The 19554-nt window shown below is 42.2% G+C and carries 19 protein-coding genes; 10 read left to right on the forward strand and 9 right to left on the reverse strand.

All coding sequences use genetic code 11. From position 1 onward, the window contains the following. The first annotated feature begins 118 nt into the window (after window positions 1-118). Window positions 119-2164: an ATP-binding protein gene (locus ACFSTG_RS14635; RefSeq protein ID WP_380754833.1), complete on the forward strand. Its 2046-nt coding sequence runs from the start codon at window positions 119-121 to the stop codon at window positions 2162-2164. Between the two features lie 552 nt (window positions 2165-2716). Here the strand turns inward: ACFSTG_RS14635 and ligA are convergent. From ligA to ACFSTG_RS14655, 4 genes are read right to left on the reverse strand one after another with little or no spacing between them, the layout of a single operon-like run. Beyond that, the gene (ligA, locus tag ACFSTG_RS14640) at window positions 2717-4708 is read right to left on the reverse strand and encodes an NAD-dependent DNA ligase LigA (RefSeq protein ID WP_380754836.1); all 1992 of its coding nucleotides are present in this window, start codon (window positions 4706-4708) and stop codon (window positions 2717-2719) included. Then, on the reverse strand, window positions 4705-5370 hold the full coding sequence (locus ACFSTG_RS14645) for a VOC family protein (RefSeq protein ID WP_380754839.1): 666 nt from the start codon (window positions 5368-5370) through the stop codon (window positions 4705-4707). The genes ligA and ACFSTG_RS14645 overlap by 4 nt, the downstream gene beginning before the upstream one ends. Next, window positions 5367-6218 carry a peptide chain release factor N(5)-glutamine methyltransferase gene (gene prmC / locus ACFSTG_RS14650; protein WP_380754841.1) on the reverse strand — a complete coding sequence of 284 codons (852 nt, stop codon included), beginning with the start codon at window positions 6216-6218 and terminating at the stop codon, window positions 5367-5369. Before prmC ends, ACFSTG_RS14645 begins: the two co-directional genes overlap by 4 nt. A 27-nt stretch (window positions 6219-6245) precedes the next feature. Further along, window positions 6246-6731: a GNAT family N-acetyltransferase gene (locus tag ACFSTG_RS14655; RefSeq protein WP_380754843.1), complete on the reverse strand. Its 486-nt coding sequence runs from the start codon at window positions 6729-6731 to the stop codon at window positions 6246-6248. Window positions 6732-6759: 28 nt separating this feature from the next. On the opposite strand from ACFSTG_RS14655, the gene ribD reads away from it, so the two are divergent. Genes ribD through ACFSTG_RS14675 form a run of 4 tightly spaced genes read left to right on the forward strand, consistent with a single transcriptional unit; the run spans window position 6760 to window position 9906 of the window. Next, the gene (gene ribD / locus ACFSTG_RS14660) at window positions 6760-7821 is read left to right on the forward strand and encodes a bifunctional diaminohydroxyphosphoribosylaminopyrimidine deaminase/5-amino-6-(5-phosphoribosylamino)uracil reductase RibD (RefSeq protein WP_380754846.1); all 1062 of its coding nucleotides are present in this window, start codon (window positions 6760-6762) and stop codon (window positions 7819-7821) included. After that, window positions 7814-8422: an HAD family hydrolase gene (locus ACFSTG_RS14665; RefSeq protein WP_380754848.1), complete on the forward strand. Its 609-nt coding sequence runs from the start codon at window positions 7814-7816 to the stop codon at window positions 8420-8422. Before ribD ends, ACFSTG_RS14665 begins: the two co-directional genes overlap by 8 nt. Next, on the forward strand, window positions 8419-9285 hold the full coding sequence (locus tag ACFSTG_RS14670; RefSeq protein WP_380754851.1) for an EamA family transporter: 867 nt from the start codon (window positions 8419-8421) through the stop codon (window positions 9283-9285). The genes ACFSTG_RS14665 and ACFSTG_RS14670 overlap by 4 nt, the downstream gene beginning before the upstream one ends. A 3-nt stretch (window positions 9286-9288) precedes the next feature. After that, the gene (locus ACFSTG_RS14675) at window positions 9289-9906 is read left to right on the forward strand and encodes an IMPACT family protein (RefSeq protein ID WP_380754854.1); all 618 of its coding nucleotides are present in this window, start codon (window positions 9289-9291) and stop codon (window positions 9904-9906) included. A gap of 29 nt (window positions 9907-9935) precedes the next feature. Here ACFSTG_RS14675 and ACFSTG_RS14680 read toward each other — a convergent pair whose 3' ends face one another. Next, window positions 9936-10334 carry an acyl-CoA thioesterase gene (locus tag ACFSTG_RS14680; RefSeq protein WP_380754857.1) on the reverse strand — a complete coding sequence of 133 codons (399 nt, stop codon included), beginning with the start codon at window positions 10332-10334 and terminating at the stop codon, window positions 9936-9938. A 214-nt stretch (window positions 10335-10548) separates the two neighbouring features. On the opposite strand from ACFSTG_RS14680, the gene dnaA reads away from it, so the two are divergent. From dnaA to ACFSTG_RS14695, 3 genes are read left to right on the forward strand one after another with little or no spacing between them, the layout of a single operon-like run. Further along, window positions 10549-11976 carry a chromosomal replication initiator protein DnaA gene (gene dnaA, locus ACFSTG_RS14685; protein ID WP_380754860.1) on the forward strand — a complete coding sequence of 476 codons (1428 nt, stop codon included), beginning with the start codon at window positions 10549-10551 and terminating at the stop codon, window positions 11974-11976. Between the two features lie 12 nt (window positions 11977-11988). Continuing rightward, window positions 11989-12456 carry a low molecular weight protein-tyrosine-phosphatase gene (locus ACFSTG_RS14690; RefSeq protein ID WP_380754863.1) on the forward strand — a complete coding sequence of 156 codons (468 nt, stop codon included), beginning with the start codon at window positions 11989-11991 and terminating at the stop codon, window positions 12454-12456. Next, window positions 12446-13177 carry an SAM-dependent methyltransferase gene (locus ACFSTG_RS14695; RefSeq protein ID WP_380755140.1) on the forward strand — a complete coding sequence of 244 codons (732 nt, stop codon included), beginning with the start codon at window positions 12446-12448 and terminating at the stop codon, window positions 13175-13177. Before ACFSTG_RS14690 ends, ACFSTG_RS14695 begins: the two co-directional genes overlap by 11 nt. Here ACFSTG_RS14695 and ACFSTG_RS14700 read toward each other — a convergent pair. The 4 genes from ACFSTG_RS14700 to dapF all read right to left on the reverse strand — a co-directional run bounded on the left by ACFSTG_RS14700 (window position 13155) and on the right by dapF (window position 16387). Then, complete coding sequence (locus ACFSTG_RS14700) at window positions 13155-13829, reverse strand: peptidoglycan-binding protein LysM (protein WP_380754870.1); 675 nt, start codon at window positions 13827-13829, stop codon at window positions 13155-13157. The two genes, ACFSTG_RS14695 and ACFSTG_RS14700, sit on opposite strands and share 23 nt — an antisense overlap. Window positions 13830-14038: 209 nt before the next feature. Continuing rightward, window positions 14039-15082: an endolytic transglycosylase MltG gene (gene mltG / locus ACFSTG_RS14705; RefSeq protein WP_380754875.1), complete on the reverse strand. Its 1044-nt coding sequence runs from the start codon at window positions 15080-15082 to the stop codon at window positions 14039-14041. Continuing rightward, window positions 15072-15605, reverse strand: a complete 534-nt coding sequence (locus ACFSTG_RS14710) for a GNAT family N-acetyltransferase (protein WP_380754881.1) — start codon at window positions 15603-15605, stop codon at window positions 15072-15074. Before ACFSTG_RS14710 ends, mltG begins: the two co-directional genes overlap by 11 nt. Further along, the gene (gene dapF / locus ACFSTG_RS14715; RefSeq protein WP_380754889.1) at window positions 15593-16387 is read right to left on the reverse strand and encodes a diaminopimelate epimerase; all 795 of its coding nucleotides are present in this window, start codon (window positions 16385-16387) and stop codon (window positions 15593-15595) included. The genes ACFSTG_RS14710 and dapF overlap by 13 nt, the downstream gene beginning before the upstream one ends. A 132-nt stretch (window positions 16388-16519) precedes the next feature. On the opposite strand from dapF, the gene ACFSTG_RS14720 reads away from it, so the two are divergent. After that, window positions 16520-17884: a S1C family serine protease gene (locus tag ACFSTG_RS14720; protein WP_380754897.1), complete on the forward strand. Its 1365-nt coding sequence runs from the start codon at window positions 16520-16522 to the stop codon at window positions 17882-17884. Window positions 17885-18014: 130 nt separating this feature from the next. Continuing rightward, window positions 18015-19463, forward strand: a complete 1449-nt coding sequence (locus tag ACFSTG_RS14725) for a glyceraldehyde-3-phosphate dehydrogenase (RefSeq protein WP_380754903.1) — start codon at window positions 18015-18017, stop codon at window positions 19461-19463. Window positions 19464-19554: the final 91 nt, after the last annotated feature.

The raw sequence follows: 19554 nt of genomic DNA on the forward strand, positions 1-19554 counted from the left end.
AGATGATCCTCCCCCTTCTTCTGTTTGAACAGGCTAAACTGAAAAGTTTCTTTTTTATCCTTAAATTAAAGGGAACCCTACCGGCTTTTTTTCTACCGGGGGAACAGGAATATGTAACATGAATAAGATTGTCAGCAAGCTACTTCTTCTGATATTTCTGGGGTGCGGGGTAAATATCACGGCACAGGAAGAAGCACCTTCATTGATAAGAGTTGGGATCTACCACAATCCTCCCAAAGTGTTCATTAATGAACAGGGAAAAGCTGACGGAATCTTTATTGATATTCTTGATTGTATCCTGAAAGATGAAAATCTGCAAGTAAAATATGTTCCCGGAAGATGGGAGGAGTTGACAGAGATGCTTTCCCGGGGAAAGATCGATGTGCTTCCTGATGTAGCCTTTTCTAAGGAACGTGATTCCCTGTTCACTTTTAATTCTTTACCCGTACTTAACTCCTGGCTTGAGGCTTATACCCGTAAGGACAACAGGATCTATACCCTGGCAGGTCTTGAAAACAAAAAAATAGGGGTTCTTAACGGCTCCGTACAGGAGGATTTCTTCAGGGGTTACATTAAAGAGAACCTAGACCTCAAGTACGAGATAAAGGCATACCCGGGGTATCCACAATCTGTCCGTGCTTTAAAATCGGGGGAAATTGAAGTACTGATCGCTTCCAGGTTCTTCTATTTTTCGAAGTTCTCAGAAAAAATGATCAGCCCCACCGGGATCATCTTCCGGCCTTCGGAACTGTATTTTGCTTTCCCAAAACAAGTGGACCCGGTTCTGACAGAAATTTTCGACAGGAAACTTGCCCAGCTTAAAAATGATCCACACTCCGAATATTATGGTATCCTTCATTCCTGGTTCGACCCTGTACTTCGAACCGGAATTCCTCCCTATGTACTCTGGCTCCTTGTGACCATCATAATACTTCTCCTGATCATAATTGCTTTCACACTCCTGTTACGGTATCAGGTAAAGCTGAAAACACGAGCGCTTTGGCAAAAGAACCGGCAGCTCACGCTGGCGAAAGAAAAAGCTGAAGAAAATGAACGGCTCAAGACAATTTTTCTGCAGAACATGTCGCATGAGATCCGCACCCCTATGAACGGGATCATTGGATTCCTCAACCTCCTAAAGGAACCTGACCTTGATTCTGATTCCCGGCAGAAGTATATTGACATAGTCAACAAAAGCGGAAAAAGATTGCTGGCCACCATTAATAACATAATAGAAATCTCCAAGATCGATTCCAGGCAAATAGCCGTTCATTATTCTGAAGTTGATATCTTTGAGGTGACCGATTTTTACTTCCATTTCTTTCATCAACAGGCTGAGGAAAAAAAATTGCAGCTAAAACTCTCTGTCAATCTTGGGGAAGAAGATTCACCGGTAATTACCGATAAGTTCATTCTGGATAATATACTGACAAACCTCCTTAATAATGCCATTAAATTCACCACTAAAGGATTTATAGAATTCGGAGTTTACCGGGAGGAGGAAATGCTGGTCTTTTACGTCAAAGATACAGGGGTGGGAATACCGGAGGAGCGCCAGGAAGCGATTTTTGAACGTTTTGTGCAGGCCAATCTTAATATAACCCGGCCGCATGAAGGTTCTGGACTGGGTCTCGCTATCGTAAAGGCATACGTGGAAGTTTTGAAGGGCAAACTTTGGCTGGAATCTCATCCCGGAAAAGGCACCACCTTCTTTTTTTCTATCCCTTTCATCCCTGCCAAAAAGGAAGATTTCCCCATAGATTCCGATAAGGAAATGCCCGAAGTATCCGGAGAAAAAATTAAGATGTTGATCGCCGAAGATGATAACATAAGTTATTTATTCATTCAGCAATTATTAAACAAGCCCGAAATCACTCTTTTGCGGGCAAAAGATGGAAAACAGGTGATCGACCTCGCCAAAGAAAATCCCGATCTTTCCCTTATCCTGATGGACATAAAGATGCCCGTGCTCAATGGGATAGATGCTACCAAAAAAATAAGGGAATTTAATCCCCTGGTACCTATCATCGCCCAAAGTGCCTACTCTTCCCCCGGAGACCAGGAAAAAGCTTTTGAAGCAGGCTGCAATGATTACATCACCAAACCTATAAGTAAAAAACGTTTATTGAGCCTTATACATAAGTTCTCCGGTAGCTTTATCTGAAAAAGATGAAATTTAATTAACTTCCTTATTTTTCACTACTATTATCAATCTATTGACTACAGAAGAAAAACAGGCCGGGACCGAAGAATGATCCTTCCGCATCCTTTTTTCTGTAAAATGCACCATAAAATTTTAAGAAATCAGGAAGAGGTTGAATGCTACCCTGGTCTAAAACCGACTCTCACTCCTGCTGTAAAATTTACTGCCTGGAAATCAACAGGTAAAAGTTTTTATTGTTCAAATTAATCTTCGGAAACATCTCCAAGGGTGCAGGAGGAGAACTTAAAATTCGGTTAAAGAACCCGGGAGATTTCTCAAACTTGGGTTAAACTTCTGTCAATTATGAACTCAATCTATCCAATGCAGTAGTTTTGGGCCGCAGCCTCTGCTGCTGTAGAAATATGTGTAATGTCTTAAAAAGATCACATGATAAGGAAACTGATTTACGAAAAATATAACCGTCTTTGCTATCAGGAAAAGTCAATGTTTGCCATCATTCTTATCCTGGCTGTTATTCTTTCGGCTATTTTAAGTGCAGATTTTTAGAGCTCGCTAATCCAGCATTTTCAGAAATTTTTCTTCATTAATAATGGGAATCCCCAGTCCTTCAGCTTTTGCAAGTTTGCTGGGGCCCATATTCTCACCTGCAACCACATACCCGGTTTTTGAAGAGATCGAACCGGAGACCTTGCCTCCATTGTCTTCAATTAGTTTTTTCAGCTCATTTCGGGACATATTAAAAACTCCTGATACCACAAAGGTCTGTCCTTCCAGCTTATTGGTTTGGTTTGCCAGTTTTTCCGCAGAGATCTCCAGCTGCAATCCGTACCCTTTAAGACGCTCAATATTTTCAATGTTTTCTTCGGAAGCAAAGAATTCAACCACACTTTCTGCGATCCTGCTACCTATCTCATCAACATTCTCCAGTTCCTGTTGGGAAGCTTTCTTTAACGCATCAATATTCTTGAAATGCCTTGCCAGTTTTTTTGCCACTGTCTCCCCCACGTATCTTATTCCCAGGGCGAACAGCACCCGTTCAAACGGAATTTTTTTTGAATTCTGTATCCCGGAGATCAGATTTTCAGCAGATTTTTCTGCCATACGTTCCAGGGGCAAAATTTGCTCTTTTTTAAGCTCATACAGGTCGGCATAGTTGCCTATCAAACCTTCATTAACCAGTAAAGCTACCGTTTCCCCACCCAGGCCTTCTATATCCATGGCCTTTCGGGAAATAAAATGCTGAATGCGGCCAATGATCTGGGGTGGGCACCCATTGAAATTAGGGCAGTAATGCATTGCTTCCCCTTCATTTCGCACCAATGGTGTATCACATTCAGGACACCGGCTAATATATTTTGTAGGCTCAGAATGTGGATCCCTTTTTTTAAAATTCACCCCTACGATCTTGGGGATGATCTCTCCTCCTTTTTCCACATAGACCTCGTCCCCTTCCCTAATGTCCAGTTTCTCTATCTGGTCTGCATTGTGTAAGGAAGCCCTTTTGACTACCGTACCTCCCAGTTGAACAGGATCGAGATTGGCCACCGGAGTGATCGCACCGGTCCTTCCCACCTGGTAAGTGATCTTTTTAAGTTTGGTCGCCGCCTGCTCTGCCTGGAATTTGTAGGCCATCGCCCACCGTGGAGCCTTGGCAGTATATCCTAACTCATCCTGTTGATGCAGATCATTTACCTTTACCACCACCCCATCAGTCTCATAGGGCAGGTCATGACGGTGTTTATCCCAATAATTTATGTAGGCCAGGACCTCTTTAAGATCTTTGGCCAAAACAGCTTCTTCAGGAACCTTAAAACCCCAGGATCTCGCCTTTTCAAGACTTTCAAATTGTGTTTTTATTCCAAGATTGTTTCCTTTAATACCATATAGCAGGCAATCAAGGGGTCTCCTGGCAACTTCGGCGCTGTCCTGTAATTTCAGACTGCCCGAGGCCGTATTTCGCGGATTCGCATAAGGTTCTTCTCCTGCCTCAACCCGGGCTGCATTAAGATGTGCAAAACCTTCATATGGCAGCACAATCTCCCCGCCTATCTCAAATTTTGGAGGATAATCGCCCTGTAATTTAAGAGGGACCGAGCGTATAGTCCTTACATTATTGGTAACATCATCCCCCTGCACCCCGTCGCCCCGGGTAACGGCCTGCTTAAACCGGCCTTTTTCATAGATAAGATTAATAGAAGCCCCGTCATATTTTAATTCACAGGTATAATTTACTTCCCCGTCCACCTGCTTCCTTATCCTTTTTTCCCAATTTTCGAGGTCTTCCTGAGAATACGAATTATCCAGTGAATACATGCGATGTTCATGAACAACCGTAGCAAAATTCTTGGTGACGGCACCTCCTACCCGCAGGGTTGGGGAATTGTCATCATGAAATTCGGGATGATCTTCCTCCAGCTTCTGTAACTCCTTTAATTTTTGATCAAAGTCATAATCAGATATCTCCGGTTTATCCAGCACATAATAAAGATAATTATGGTGGTGCAGTTCTTCCCGCAGCGCTTTTATTTTTTCTTCGGCCTTCATTTAGGTTGTAATGTATCGTTTTTGAAAACAGCGCTAAAGCTTGCTTGTTCCCTGGTTAGGCTTATTTCAAAGGGAGAGGCAAAAGCCTTAACTCCCGTGGGTATCCAGTCCTTTTCGTTCCTGTTTATGATGATAAAGAGGCCTTCATCGTCTCCGGAAGCACAAAATCTTTCATAGTCACCACTGAATTTTTCAATGCCAAAATTAGTGTTCAAAAACCGGAATTTCTCCTCCACATTCTCTGTAGCCAAACCTATTTCACTTATTCCCAATATGCTATCTGCTGAAAATTCTTCGGAAACCGGCGGAAAAAGATCCCTGCGGGAGATAAATTCCAAAATGTTTTTATCGGCATCATAAAAATATACTGATTTTGCCTTCCAGGCAGGAAAATCAACTATCCTGTTTCCGTCATCCTCCAGGATCTCGAGTTTTTCTTCCAGCCATGACAGCGCCTTCTCCTCCTGCTGCGCAGGGATGTGAAAAGCAATATGGTATGGTGTGGCCGAAGGTTCCTGCTCCATTTCGAGCACAGAATACCCCAGATGAATTATAATAGTAGTGTCGGAAACTTTTTTTACCGGAAGCCCAAGTATCTTCTCGTAGAAATCCAGCTGCCTCTCAAGGTTTGAGGTGAATATTTTAAGGTGATCTATTTTCATCGTTTAATACCTTTGAGCATGCGGTCTACCCCGAAAATATCCTTTTTTAAGCTGGTAATGAAATTTTTTTCAATCAAAAGTTTTTCGGTTTCCGGGCCCAGGTACTGATTGATCTCAAAATAAAGATGTCCACCCTGTTTTAACGACCGGGCGGCAAGTCGGGTGATCTGCCGGTAGAAAAGTAGAGGATCCTCATCTTTCACATAAAGTGCGGTTTCCGGTTCATGTTCCAGGACATTGCGATGCATATCTCTTTTTTCAAGTTCCCGCACGTAAGGCGGATTTGAAACTATGATATCAAAGTTCTCTTTCAGACTTTCCGTTTTCAGAATGTCTTTTGGAAGAAATTCTACCTTTACTCTATTAAGTTCTGCATTTCCCATTGCGACCTCCAAAGCCTTTTCAGAAATATCAATTGCCGTCACCCTTGCCCAGGGTAGGTTTTTGGCCAGGGAGATAGCAATACAACCGCTACCCGTGCCAATATCCAGGATCTTGATTTCCTTTTTCCCCTGTTCCTTGAGATCCTCCAGGATCCACTGCACCAGCTCCTCTGTTTCCGGCCTGGGAATAAGTACCTCTGAATTTACCCTGAATTTTAGTCCGAAAAATTCTGTTCCCCCAATGATATATTGAATGGGAACATGTTGCTTCAAACGATCCAGGGCTTCCCCGAATTTCCGGAATTCGGTGTCAGAAAGAACTTTTTGAGGCTGCAGTGCAAGATCCAACCGTGACATTTTGAGATATTCGTTTGCCAGGATATTAAAGAAGGAACTGGTCTCCTCTTTGGAATATTCTCCTTCAAGAGTCTCAAAAAAGTGTTTTTTAAAAACGGTTACCGTCATTGAATCGACAATTATAAGCTAATAGATCTAAAGGTCCCTTATCATCCATACCGGGCAGTTATAGTGCCCCGTATCCCCCATGGGTTTGTCAAGTGACCTGAATCCACTGCGGGCATAAAGTCTCTGCGCGTGCTCCATATAAGGCATGGTCTCCAGATAGCATTTTTCGTAACCCTGCTCCTTTGCAAATTCAAGACACTTTTGCATCATTTCGGCCCCGGCACCTTTCCCACGGATCTGTGGCAGAAAATACATTTTTTGAAGTTCACAGATATTCTCCTTTGAATTGGCCAGGGGCGCGATCCCTGCGCCCCCAATGATCTTTCCTGACTCCTCCACTACGAAATATGCCATTTTCGGCTTGTCATATTCGGCATACATATTATCAAGGGAAGCATCTTCATAGGCAGTTCCCACTTTTGGGACTCCCATTTCTACCAGTACACTTTGCACTACATTTTTAACCTGTTGGTTATCTTTGGGTTGGATCTCCCGTATTTTATAGCTGTTCATTCTGTGTTTTAAATACTATTTTTGTGGCGTGAAGATACACGAAAAATACATAAATCGCTGTATTCAACTGGCGCAAAACGGGCTGGGCCGTACCTATCCCAATCCTGTGGTAGGCAGCGTCATTGTTCATAAAGACAGGATAATTGGAGAAGGCTGGCACCGCAAAGCGGGAGAACCTCATGCAGAGGTAAATGCGGTGAATTCTGTAAAAGACAAGAGCCTTTTGAAGACTTCTGTCATTTATGTAAGTCTCGAACCTTGCAGCCATTATGGTAAAACTCCGCCCTGCAGTAATCTTATCATAGACAGCGGGATCAAAAAAGTGGTCATTGGTACTGTTGACCCATTTTCTGAAGTCTCAGGAAAAGGGATCAAAAAGCTTTTTGACGCAGGCTGTGAAGTCATCGTTGGTGTGCGGGAAGCGGCTTGTCGTGACCTGAATAAACGTTTCTTCACCTTTCACACTAAGAACCGCCCATACGTCATCTTAAAATGGGCAGAAAGCGCAGACCGGTTTTTAAGTCCCGTTCCTCAAAGCATTACTAACGACGAAGAAAAGAGGCTGCCGGTTTGGATCTCCACTAATTACTCAAAACAACTGGTGCACAAGTGGCGGTCTGAAGAGCAGGCCATTTTGGTAGGCACAAATACCGCAGTGGCCGATAATCCAAAACTGAACACCCGGCTCTGGGCAGGGAATGATCCTGTAAGGGTAGTATTAGACAGGCAGCTACGTATTCCAAAGGACTCCCATTTATTCGATGACAGTATCAAAACCCTTATCCTCTCTGAAAATTCTTCGGAAAGAAGAAGTTCTGAAAATGTGATTTTCGAGACAGTAGATTTTAGCAGGGAGCTTCCGGTACAGATTTGTGAAATACTTTATAAACACGAGATCCAGTCGGTTATCATTGAAGGTGGCAGGCAGACACTTCAGGCATTCATTGATGCAAACTGCTGGGATGAAGCACGGGTTTTTACGGGAAAAGTGCATTTCAAAGAGGGAACGAAAGCTCCGGATCTTTCCGGAAGGCTTCTCTCCCAGGAAATCATCTCTTCAGACATTTTAAAAATTTACAGTAATGATTAAAAATATCATTTTTGACTTTGGGGATGTTTTCCTTGATCTGGACAAGACGGCTACCATACGAGAGTTAGAACGTCTTGAGGCAAAAGAACTTTCCGAAGAAATATTGGAGAACAACCGCAAGTATGAAAAAGGCCTTATCACTTCAGAAGAGATCATAGATTGCTATTGCAGTACTTTCCCCCGACTTTCAAAAGAAGATTTCACAAGCTCATGGAATGCCATGTTGCTAAGATTCCCCGAACACCGGTTGCGTTTTTTGCAGCAGCTGGCTAAAGAGGGAAAATATAAACTCATTTTGTTAAGCAATACCAATGACATTCATATTGAGTGGGTGAAGCAGAATATTCCCTTTTTTGAAGAATTCAGGAAGTCATTTGATGCCTTTTACCTTTCACAGGAGATCAATCTTAGAAAACCCGATCATTCTATTTATGAATTTGTTTTAAAACAACATAACCTTAATCCTGAAGAAACGCTGTTCATTGATGACACCCCGGAAAACACTGCCGCGGCAGCCGAGTTGAACATTCACACCTGGAATATTGATCCTGCCAAAGAGGATGTAGTAGATCTGTTCCGCGTTAAAAAGGAAATGTTTTGATTTACCTGCTACTAAGCGTACTCTCCTCCAGTGTGATCTTTGTGATCTTCAAGCTATACAACCGCTTTGGCGTCAATACGCTGCAGGCTATAATCTTTAATTATTTCATCGCTTTTTCTGCAGGAATGATAATAGATGACCAGCCGCTTGATCTTCAAAGGATCCCGGGAGAGACCTGGTTTCCGGGCACGGTCATCCTTGGTTTTCTCTTTATCGCCGTATTCTACCTGGCGGCGCTGACCACCCAGCGCAGCGGCCTCTCGGTAGTTTCGGTGGCCACCAAAATGTCGGTTGCCATTCCTGTTCTCTTCGGAATATTTCTCTACAACGAAAGTACGGGATTCATTAAAGTCATCGGGATCATTCTGGCTTTGGTGGCGGTTTACCTCACCTCAATTAAAAAGAAGGAAGGGATTGCCATTCGAAAAAGGAACCTGATCTTTCCCCTGCTGGTCTTCTTCGGAAGCGGAATAATTGACACCACCCTTAAATATCTTGAAACGACTTATGTGGCTGAAGTTGACGTAGCCCTTTTCTCCTCCACTATCTTTGCCATTGCCGGCTGTATTGGATCTGCAATTTTGCTGTTCCAGGGTATAAGAGGAACTTTAAAGGTGAACTTTAAGAACATCCTGGGCGGGATAGCCCTGGGAATCCCGAATTTCTTTTCCATCTATTTCCTGGTAATGGCGTTAAGAAGTGAGGGAGTGGAAAGCTCAGTCATCTTCCCCCTGAATAATGTAGCCATTGTTATGGTTTCTACCTTTTTAGGGCTCCTGCTCTTCAAGGAACGTATGCTGACAAAGAACTGGATAGGGATCTTACTTGCAGTGATCAGTATCATTCTCATCGCAACTACATAAGTAATGGAAGAGCCAAAGGACACTTATAAGACCCTGACGAAAGATTCTCCCGAAGTCCTTTTTAAGGACAAGAACAGTAAATTCTACGGATATGCTTTTCCGGTGACTTCAGAAGAGGAAGTCAAAGAACATCTGGAGGACCTGAAAAAGAAGCATCATGCCGCAAGGCACTGGTGCTATGCCTGGCAACTTGGAAAAGAGGACTACCAGTACAGGGCAAATGATGACGGCGAACCTTCAAACTCTGCCGGGATGCCCATCTATGGCCAGATCCAGTCATTTGAAGTGACCAATGTCCTGATTGTGGTGGTAAGGTATTTTGGAGGGGTGAAACTGGGTGTGGGCGGACTCATTAATGCGTATAAAACGGCGGCACAAATGGCCCTCGAAGCTTCTAATATTGTAGAGCACACTATAGACAAAAGATTCGAGATCGCCTTTGATTATCCAGAAATGAACAAGGTGATGCGGGTGATCAAGGAAAATAACCTGAATGTACTGGAGCAAAAACTGGAACTGGATTGTAGGATCCTGATCTCAGTTAGAAAAAAGGAAGCCGAAAGGATCTATGAAAAATTTGATGCAACTTATAAAGTCAAAATTTCAGAGCTGGAGGATTAAAACCTGTACTACTTAAAAAAAAATTCAGACTAAAAGCCCAGTTTTTCCAACACATATTGGGGACATTTAATGGGTTTATTCTTCTCAATGTCCATAAATATAAGAGTAGTTTCAGCCTCCGTCAATAATTCCCCGTCCTGATTAAAAATTTCATATTGAAACTCGATCCTGACACCCGGTTTTTTCACCAGCGTTGTAATAATTTTAAGGTCGTCATCAAATTTTGCCGACTTTTTAAACCGGAGTTTCAGCTCGTAAACCGGCAGCATGACCCCCTCTTCTTCCATCCTTTTGTAGGAGATTCCAATCATGGAAAGCCAGTCAATACGGGCTATTTCAAGGTATTGAGCATAATTCCCATGGTAAACTACAGCCATCTGATCTGTCTCTGAGTAACGAACTTTAACATAGGTGGAATGGCTTTTCATGATTTTTTTATGGATTTATTTGAATCGGTTTTGTACTTTCATCACAGGAACTAAGTATGCTAAAAATTTTGTTAAAATTCAATAGGTAGAACGTTTTTTTTTTACATATTTTGTTCACATATTTGTTGCTCTAATAAACCCGGGGGAAAGAAAATTTTCTCTTTTTCTTATGGAAGTCACTACTAACACACGCATTAAAAATTTAGAATCAGGAATGTCAGAAACTGCGCAATCAGTTTGGAACAGCTGTCTAGCTTTCATCAAAGATAATATTACCCCCCAGGCTTACAAGACCTGGTTTGAACCTATACAGGCAGTTAAACTTTCTGATAAAGCTTTGAGTATCCAGGTACCGTCTAAATTCTTCTATGAGTGGCTTGAAGAACATTATGTTAAACTTCTTAAAGTTTCGTTAAACCGGGTGTTGGGAGATCAAGCAAAACTGGTCTATGTGATCCGTATGGAAAACACCTACGGAAACAAGCAACCTTTCACCGAAAAGATACCGAGTACCAACCGAACGAACCACGGCTCCCAGGAGGTTGATGTGCCTATAAAGAACAAGAATCCCGAGTTAAAGAATCCGTTCATAATTCCGGGGATCAGAAATGTAAAAATTGAATCCCAGCTAAACCCCAGTTATAATTTTGACAACTTCCTGGAAGGAGATTCTAACCGTTTGGCAAGATCTGCGGGACTGGCTGTGGCAAACAAACCTGGTGAAACTTCTTTTAACCCACTGCTGATCTTTGGCGGAGTAGGATTAGGGAAAACGCATCTTGCACATTCTATTGGTATCGAGATCAAAGATAAATACCCCGAAAAAACGGTATTATATATTTCCGCAGAAAAATTCACACAGCAGTATATTGAATCTGTAAAGAAGAATAATCGTAACGATTTTATCCACTTCTACCAGATCATTGATGTGCTTATCGTAGATGACATCCAGTTGCTTTCAGGTAAGGCGGGAACACAAGACGTATTCTTCCACATCTTTAACCACCTGCACCAGAACAGGAAACAGGTGATCCTTACCAGTGATAAAGCCCCTGTGGATATGCAGGATATTGAACAAAGATTGCTATCTCGTTTCAAGTGGGGACTTTCCGCAGAATTACAACAACCAGATAATGACACCCGGGTTTCTATTATCAAAAATAAACTCTACCGTGACGGTGTGGATATGCCCGAGGAAATAGTAGAATTCCTGGCAAATAACATCAAAACGAATATCCGGGAACTGGAAGGGGCGATCATTTCGCTAATAGCCCACTCCTCTTTCAACAAGAAAGACATCACTCTTGAACTGGCAAAGAAGATCGTTGACAATTACGTTAAGAACACCAAACGGGAGGTCTCTATAGACTACATCCAGAAAGTAGTGAGCGAATATTTCCAGATGGACGTAGAAACACTCCAGTCCAAGACAAGAAAGAGACATATCGTACAGGCAAGACAACTTGCGATGTTCTTTGCGAAAAAATTCACCAAAGCCTCATTGGCCAGTATTGGTTCACAAATAGGCAAGAGAGATCACGCAACGGTTCTCCACGCCTGCAAAACGGTAGATAACCTTGCCTCTACAGACAAGCAGTTCAATAAATTTGTGGACGACATCAATAAAAAACTTACGCTTTAAAGATAAGATCCTATGAAAACCAGGGTTTTGATGGTGTGTCTTGGAAATATCTGCAGGTCACCCCTCGCCGAAGGCATTCTTAAATCTAAAGTAGATCCTCAAAAAGTACATGTTGATTCTGCCGGCACGGGGAATTACCACGTAGGTGACCCACCCGATGAACGCTCTGTTGCTATCGCCAGAAAAAACGAACTCGACATCACTTATCAGCAAGGCAGGCAGTTTCGTGCAGAAGATTTTGATGAGTTTGACAAGATCTATGTAATGGATATGTCTAATTATCGCGATGTGCTTTCGCTGGCGCGGAATGAAAAGGACCGTGAGAAAGTTTCCCTTATCCTTAACGAAGTTTTTCCCGGCGAGAACGTCGAAGTTCCCGATCCTTACCATGGAGGACATGACGGGTTTCACAATGTGTATGAGATGCTGAATGAAGCTTGCGAGATCATTGCCAAAAAACTGGAAGAAGATCGTGAATAATCCTTTTCGACACTCCGGGAAACTCTACCTGCTCCCCACGACCCTTGGTGACAATGACCCGATGGAGGTTCTACCTGCTTCTGTTCAACGAGAAGTTGAGAGGTTAGAAACTTTCATTGTTGAAAATGAAAAAACGGCAAGACGGGCTATAAAAAAGCTGGTGCCTGAAAAGTCACAACCCTCATTAAAACTTTTTTTGCTTAACAAGCATACAGACCCTGCAGATATTCCTGGTTTCCTGGATCCCTGTAAGAATGGAGCAGATGTTGGATTGCTTAGCGAAGCAGGATGTCCTGGTGTAGCAGACCCGGGGGCAGAAGTTGTTAAGATCGCACACAGGGATGGTATCCAGGTAATCCCCATGGTAGGCCCCTCCTCTATTTTACTGGCCATGATGGCATCGGGTATGAACGGTCAGAACTTTGCATTTAACGGGTATTTGCCTATTGACAAAGCGGCCAGGAAAACTGAACTGAAGAACCTGGAAAGGATCTCCTATGAAAAGGGCCAGGCACAGTCTTTCATTGAAACGCCATACAGGAACAATAAAATGCTTGAAGATCTGGTACAGCAACTACATCCTGCCACCAGACTCTGTATCGCCTGTGATATTACCCTGCCTACTGAATTCATTTTGACAAAGCCTGTTTCAGAATGGGCTAAAACAAAAGTGGACCTTCATAAAAGACCCACTATTTTTATACTGCAGAAGGAAATTTAACCTTCGCTTTTTTGTCGGGGACCACAAAAGAGGTGTCGTACCCCGCAAATTTTTTAAAGTAGTGTTTTATAGAAGTTCCGAAGCCATCACTAAAACTGTTGGCACCACCGCTTCTAAGGTATTTTTTCACATTTCCGGCTCCTGCAAGGTGGGCCGCAGCAAGGATACCTGATTCTGTGATCTTGATCCCGTTGATCTCTTTATCCTTAAAACGTTCGATATCCCTTTTCAGGATCCATTTGTTCCGGGAAGCATTAGCGTAGAAAGCAGCTTCCTGAAGATCAGGGTTATTCAAAAAAAGATTGGCATCCCTTATTCCAATCATTTTAAGGGTTCCCCTTCCAAACTGGTATTTTCCCATGTACCCAAACTCATTGATGATCTTGTAATCCCCACCTGATTCTTTAAAACCAAGAGCTTCTTTAAATGCGAGATAAGATTTCCCAAGTTCGGGATAGATAATAACTTCGGGTTCGGGTATGGTAATCAGAGGTGCCTCGGGAACATTATAGAACAATTCCTGTCCTACTGTAGAAAATTCTGATATCAAAATATTCTGTGCTTCAAGTGCTTTCTTGGTGGAGAAGCTGTAAAAAAATATAGACGCTCCTAAAACCGGTAAAACGGAAAATTTTGCAATTTTCTTTTTCATCCTATTTAGTTTTTTGCTTTGAAATAATCCTAAAGATTATCCCAATTCGGCCGACAAATATAAGATTAATTTTAATAATCTAATTTTCAGCATGTTAAACAAATCTTAAGGCAATTTTTGCTTCAGATAGGTTGTTTTAAGCATAGAACGTGCCAAAGTGCAAATAAGTATAAGACCGGGGGGAGGGTAAAAAACAAATTCTCAGATAATTACCTGTTTATCTTTTGCTCATTGATCCATTTAACATATTGTCTTTTGTTAGCATTATGTTGTGCTAAAGTTTTGGAAAATTTATGATATCCAAAATTCTTAACATCGGCAACAAAATAGAAATAATCATGATCCTCATAATTAAGAACGGCATCAATAGAAGAAATGTCGGGCATGGTAATGGGTCCCGGCGGTAGCTCTTTATAGAGATAAGTATTATAAGGAGAATCAAGGGTAAGATCCTTATATAAAACCCTTTTTATAATGGTATCAAAATTTTGGTATCTATCTTTTAAAGCATAGATCACAGTGGGATCGGCATCAAGTTTCCACCCGTTTTTTATCCTGTTCATGTATACCCCTGCAACACGCCTTCTCTCATCTACCTTAGCGGTTTCCTTCTGAACAATAGAAGCCACTACCATCACCTCAAGGGGAGTGAGGCCTATTTCTGAAGCTTTCTTTAACCGGTCTTCTGTCCAGAAACGGTCATACTCTTTCTTCATTCGCTCCCTGAAATCTTCCGCAGAGGTATTCCAGTAGAATTCATATTTATTAGGCAGATACATAGCCAGGGCATTTCTCTCCTCAAATTGATTTTCAGCAAGATACCCAGAATCCTTCATGACCCTGATCAGAGCAGCACTGTCTGCTTCGATCTGTCCTGCCACACGACCTGCAAGATCCTCCAGCCGCTCCTGATTGTTGAAAACGACCCAAACCGGAACATTCCGGCTTCGAAGTGCATTGATGATCTCATTGTTGTTCATCCCTCGTTCGATAATAAAATGTCCCGCCTTTATATTATTATGATAACCTTTTTTCTCTGCAACCTGGTCAAATTCCTCGAGGTTCCTGACCAAAGGGCTTAACTGCTCCCTCACTTCTGTATAGTCTGCTCCTGTAGGGATGTAGACACTGGCATTTTCTTCGGAAAATGCCGTATTTGGAGAAAAGATCATGTCATAAATGATATAGGAAAAGATTCCTAAACCTATTATCCCTAAAACAGCAACCGCTACTAATATTTTTTTAATGTACATTTTTGTTGATCAACTGGTATAATATTTCGTCTTTGTATGTCCCGTTTGATAAGATCCAGTCTTTTTTTTGACCGGCTCGTATAAACCCTGCCTTCTCGAACAACAACCTGCTCGCTGCATTTTCTATACCAACATTGGCATAAACCTGATGCAGACCGAGATGAGTGAAGCAATAGTCGCAAAGAAGAGACAGGGCCTCACTACCATAACCTTTATGTCGATGCCTCTTATTCTTGATAATAATTCCAATGGCCGCCCTGCGATTTTTTGGGTCAAAATCGAAAAGGTCTATAAAACCGGCCAGGTCACCGTTTGTTTCACAGATCACCAGTCTCAGCTGTTTGACCTCGTAGATATCTTTATGGGAATTTTCCAGGTATTGTTTAAGAATATAACTGGAATATGGAGTGCTGGTGGAACTTACCTCCCAAAATTCCTCATCATTCTCTACACTGAACAGAAAACTGAGATCTTCAGGTTCAAGTGCCCTCAGGTAAACTATGTCTCCCTTTAAAGTTTGCATTCAATAACTCCTTTAAAAACCTGTACCGCGGGACCTGTTAACCAGATATTTCGAAAACTTACCTCTCTACTATCAAAAGACACGGCAAGTCGTCCCCCCGGAGTTTTCAGGTGTACTGTAGTGGTATTCACTTTACCAGCGGCAAAAGCTGCCAGGGCAACAGCTGTCACCCCTGTACCACAAGAGAGTGTCTCATCTTCAACACCCCTTTCATAGGTCCTCACTTTAAATGAGACTTTATCCAGTTGTTCCACAAAATTGACATTGGTACCCCCAATACTGTTATACTCTTCTGAGTATCTTATAGCTGCACCTACCTTTTTTATATCTATTTCATCAATCTTGTCAGTAAAGATCACGTGATGAGGAGAACCGGTATTGAGAAAAAAAGAATCTGTCTTCTCCTCCACTCTGTCCACATCGCTCATTTTTAAACTAATAAGATCATTGTCAATCACCGCTTCATGAAATCCATCTATAGCTGTAAAAGCGGCCTCCTTCTTTATAATTCCAAGAAATTCTGCAAAGGCCACAATACACCTGCCACCATTACCGCACATTGAACTTTCGTTACCGTCTGCATTAAAATATACCATCTTAAAGTCATCCCCTTCAGCTTCGGGCTCCTCAAGAAGAATTAGCCCGTCAGCACCTATGCCAAATTTTCTGTCACAAAGACGGTTGATAAGATTGGTATTGTTTTTGGATAATTTATTAGTACGGTTATCAACCATAATAAAGTCATTCCCCGTACCCTGGTATTTATAAAATGAAAGTTCCATCAGGTGAAATTAAGGGATCAAAGATACAATAAAACCCATAAAAGAGCGGACGTTAAAGTCCGATTAAATATGGAATTCAACATACTAAATTAATTTTTAAAACAGTTTAATTTTAAGAAACATAGAAGGATCATGAAAAAATTTGCAAGCTTACTAATAGTTTCTGTCCTGGGAGGATTTCTTACCCTGGGCAGTTACCTGGCGTTCTTTGAAGAAGAGCCTCTATTGATAGAAGAAAAAGGAAGTATTCCCGCTTATACCCCGGTTAATTTTACGGCCACTCCGGGCTCTACTATGGCCGATTTCAGGGAAGCGGCCAGGAAGTCGGTGAACTCTGTAGTTCACGTTAAGAATATGGCCATTACAAAATCGCCTTTTTCAAATGCCCGGGCAGGAATCGCTTTGCAGGGAACGGGATCTGGGGTGATTATTTCACCAGATGGGTATATCGTCACGAATAATCACGTTATCCAAAACGCCAGCAGGATCCAGGTGACTCTGAATAACAATGAAAATTACATGGCCGAGATCATAGGTGCTGATCCTACAACCGATATTGCCCTAATCAAAATTGAAGCAGAGGAACTGGATTATCTTCCCTTCGGAAATTCAAATAATGCAGAGATCGGGGAATGGGTACTGGCCGTGGGCAATCCCTTCAACCTTACTTCAACGGTAACAGCTGGGATCATAAGCGCCAAATCGAGAGATCTGGGAATGGATTCCAACATATCTTCATTTATACAAACCGATGCCGCAGTGAATCCCGGAAATAGTGGAGGCGCCCTTGTCAATGTACAAGGGGAACTTATAGGTATCAATACTGCCATTACTTCCCAGACCGGAACCTATGTAGGGTATGCCTTTGCCGTACCCTCCAATAACGCCCGTAAGATCGTAGAAGACATTCTGGAATTCGGGGATGTGCAACAGGGAATTCTGGGAATACGCGGAGACCAGGTGTCGAGGCTACCTGCCGGGATTGAGGTAAGCACTACTGAAGGTTTTTATGTAAGCGAAGTGGAACAGGGAAGCGGTGCAGAAAAAGCCGGTATGAGAAAAGGAGATATAATTAAAAAAATCGACAATGTAGAGATCAGGAAATTTTCCGATCTTAAAGGTTACATTGGTTCCAAAAGGCCAGATGACGTATTGAAGGTTACGGTCCTTAGAGACGGGGAAGATAAAGAACTCAATGTTCGGCTCACCAAATATGAGACCTTTCAGATCAAAGCAATAGGCCTGGAGGTGACTAATGCTACGCCTGAAGACCTGAAGAAAAACAACACCGAAAATGGCGTGAAGATAACCCGGGGAATAACTCCCCAAATGCAGAGCGAAAGCCTTGCCGGAACCATCATCACAGCGATTGATAATATTCCTGTTAACAATATCGAAGAAGTAAAACGAGTTATGTCCCAGCGGGATCCATCAGATCCTATTAGCGTGACCTTTGTGGCACCAAACGGGGAAAAACAAAAATACGTCTGGAGATAAGTTTCCAATAAATTATTTACGATCCCTGCCTTAGAAAAAAGGCAGGGATTTTTTTTTCCCAATACCTTTACGAAAACGTTTGAAATATATATTTTTGCACCGATTTTAACAAACAACACAACCTTGTAAAATGAACTCAAACGAAGTTTACGAAAAAGAACTGGCCTTTCAGGCAGACCGGCGTCGTGCTGCGGTCCAATTTATCAAGACCGTTAGTGATCTTTGGTATGACAAATCCATAGAACTGGTCCTTTTCAGAAACCAGCTTATCGACCGGAACGTTAGCGACATTCTTGACCTGCACGAATACGCGGGAGAATTTGTTCAAAAACCCATCTCCATCTTTGACTCCGTGGAGATCGCTGAGGCTATTAAGAATCTCGATTTTCCTCCTGCCAAACTTGATATTGGAAAACTTACTTTTGAATATCACCTGGAAGACCAGAAGTATGCCAATGCAACTGCATTTGTTTCAGATAAACTGAGAGAGGCTAAAGAATTTGATGAAGTTACCCCTAAGGATGTCGTGCTTTATGGCTTCGGAAGGATTGGACGCCTGTTGGCACGGGAGTTAATGACAAGAACTGGTAAGGGTAGCCAGTTGCGCCTAAGGGCTATTGTTACCCGCGGAAAGATCGATACTACCGTACTGGAAAAAAGGGCTTCCCTTCTAAAGAATGATTCAGTTCACGGGGATTTTTCAGGAACCGTTTCAGTAAACAAGGAAAAAAAGTGCCTGGTCATCAATGGTACCACAGTTCATATGATCTCTGCCAACAAGCCGGAAGATATAGATTACACCAGTTATGGCATTAAGGATGCTTTGATCATTGACAACACAGGTGCTTTCAGGGATAAGGAAGCATTAACGCGGCACCTTTCTTCAAAAGGAGCAAGCAAGGTACTTTTGACTGCCCCCGGAAAAGGGGTTCCCAACATTGTGCATGGAGTGAATCACACGGAGTATAATCCTGATGAAGTTTCAATCTTCTCTGCAGCATCCTGTACTACCAATGCCATTACTCCTGTTCTAAAAGCTGTACAGGACTCACTTGGCGTGGTACATGGTCATCTTGAGACTATTCATGCATATACCAATGACCAGAATCTGGTAGATAACATGCACAGTAAGTACCGCCGTGGCCGTGCAGCCGCTCTTAACATGGTGATCACAGAGACAGGAGCAGGACAGGCAGTTTCAAAAGCCCTTCCCGTCTTTGAAGGAAAACTTACCTCTAACGCCATAAGGGTTCCCGTACCTAACGGTTCTTTGGCCATATTAAATCTGGAGGTGGAAAAACCAACATCTAAAGAGGGTATAAACAATATTATTAAAAAATATGCCCTTGAAGGCGACCTGGTAGAGCAAATAAAATATTCATTGGATAATGAGCTGGTTTCTTCAGACATTGTTGGTTCTGCCCAGCCATCTATCTATGACAGCAATGCGACCATTGTCACCAAAGACGGTAAGAATGTGGTTTTATATGTATGGTATGACAACGAATATGGTTACAGTCACCAGGTGATAAGACTTGCAAAATACATTGCCAAAGTAAGAAGGTTCACATATTATTAATGACCACTTTCAATGATTCAAAACCCATCTCAAAAGGATGGGTTTTTTATTACTTTATTAACTGAAGATCAAACTTTTTAATTAGAATTTT

Origin of the sequence: Salinimicrobium flavum, assembly GCF_042684505.1 — a bacterium.
Classification (GTDB): Bacteria; Bacteroidota; Bacteroidia; order Flavobacteriales; family Flavobacteriaceae; genus Salinimicrobium; species Salinimicrobium flavum.

Coding starts and splice junctions, on each gene's coding strand:
- ACFSTG_RS14680 (WP_380754857.1), bottom strand. CDS start 10,334: ATGAAAAGCCATTCCACCTATGTTAAAGTTCGTTACTCAGAGACAGAT.
- ACFSTG_RS14665 (WP_380754848.1), top strand. CDS start 7,814: ATGATTAAAAATATCATTTTTGACTTTGGGGATGTTTTCCTTGATCTG.
- ACFSTG_RS14720 (WP_380754897.1), top strand. CDS start 16,520: ATGAAAAAATTTGCAAGCTTACTAATAGTTTCTGTCCTGGGAGGATTT.
- ACFSTG_RS14655 (WP_380754843.1), bottom strand. CDS start 6,731: ATGAACAGCTATAAAATACGGGAGATCCAACCCAAAGATAACCAACAG.
- ligA (WP_380754836.1), bottom strand. CDS start 4,708: ATGAAGGCCGAAGAAAAAATAAAAGCGCTGCGGGAAGAACTGCACCAC.
- ACFSTG_RS14710 (WP_380754881.1), bottom strand. CDS start 15,605: ATGCAAACTTTAAAGGGAGACATAGTTTACCTGAGGGCACTTGAACCT.
- ACFSTG_RS14635 (WP_380754833.1), top strand. CDS start 119: ATGAATAAGATTGTCAGCAAGCTACTTCTTCTGATATTTCTGGGGTGC.
- ACFSTG_RS14690 (WP_380754863.1), top strand. CDS start 11,989: ATGAAAACCAGGGTTTTGATGGTGTGTCTTGGAAATATCTGCAGGTCA.
- ACFSTG_RS14645 (WP_380754839.1), bottom strand. CDS start 5,370: ATGAAAATAGATCACCTTAAAATATTCACCTCAAACCTTGAGAGGCAG.
- dapF (WP_380754889.1), bottom strand. CDS start 16,387: ATGGAACTTTCATTTTATAAATACCAGGGTACGGGGAATGACTTTATT.
- ACFSTG_RS14700 (WP_380754870.1), bottom strand. CDS start 13,829: ATGAAAAAGAAAATTGCAAAATTTTCCGTTTTACCGGTTTTAGGAGCG.
- prmC (WP_380754841.1), bottom strand. CDS start 6,218: ATGACGGTAACCGTTTTTAAAAAACACTTTTTTGAGACTCTTGAAGGA.
- ACFSTG_RS14675 (WP_380754854.1), top strand. CDS start 9,289: ATGGAAGAGCCAAAGGACACTTATAAGACCCTGACGAAAGATTCTCCC.
- ACFSTG_RS14725 (WP_380754903.1), top strand. CDS start 18,015: ATGAACTCAAACGAAGTTTACGAAAAAGAACTGGCCTTTCAGGCAGAC.
- mltG (WP_380754875.1), bottom strand. CDS start 15,082: ATGTACATTAAAAAAATATTAGTAGCGGTTGCTGTTTTAGGGATAATA.
- dnaA (WP_380754860.1), top strand. CDS start 10,549: ATGTCAGAAACTGCGCAATCAGTTTGGAACAGCTGTCTAGCTTTCATC.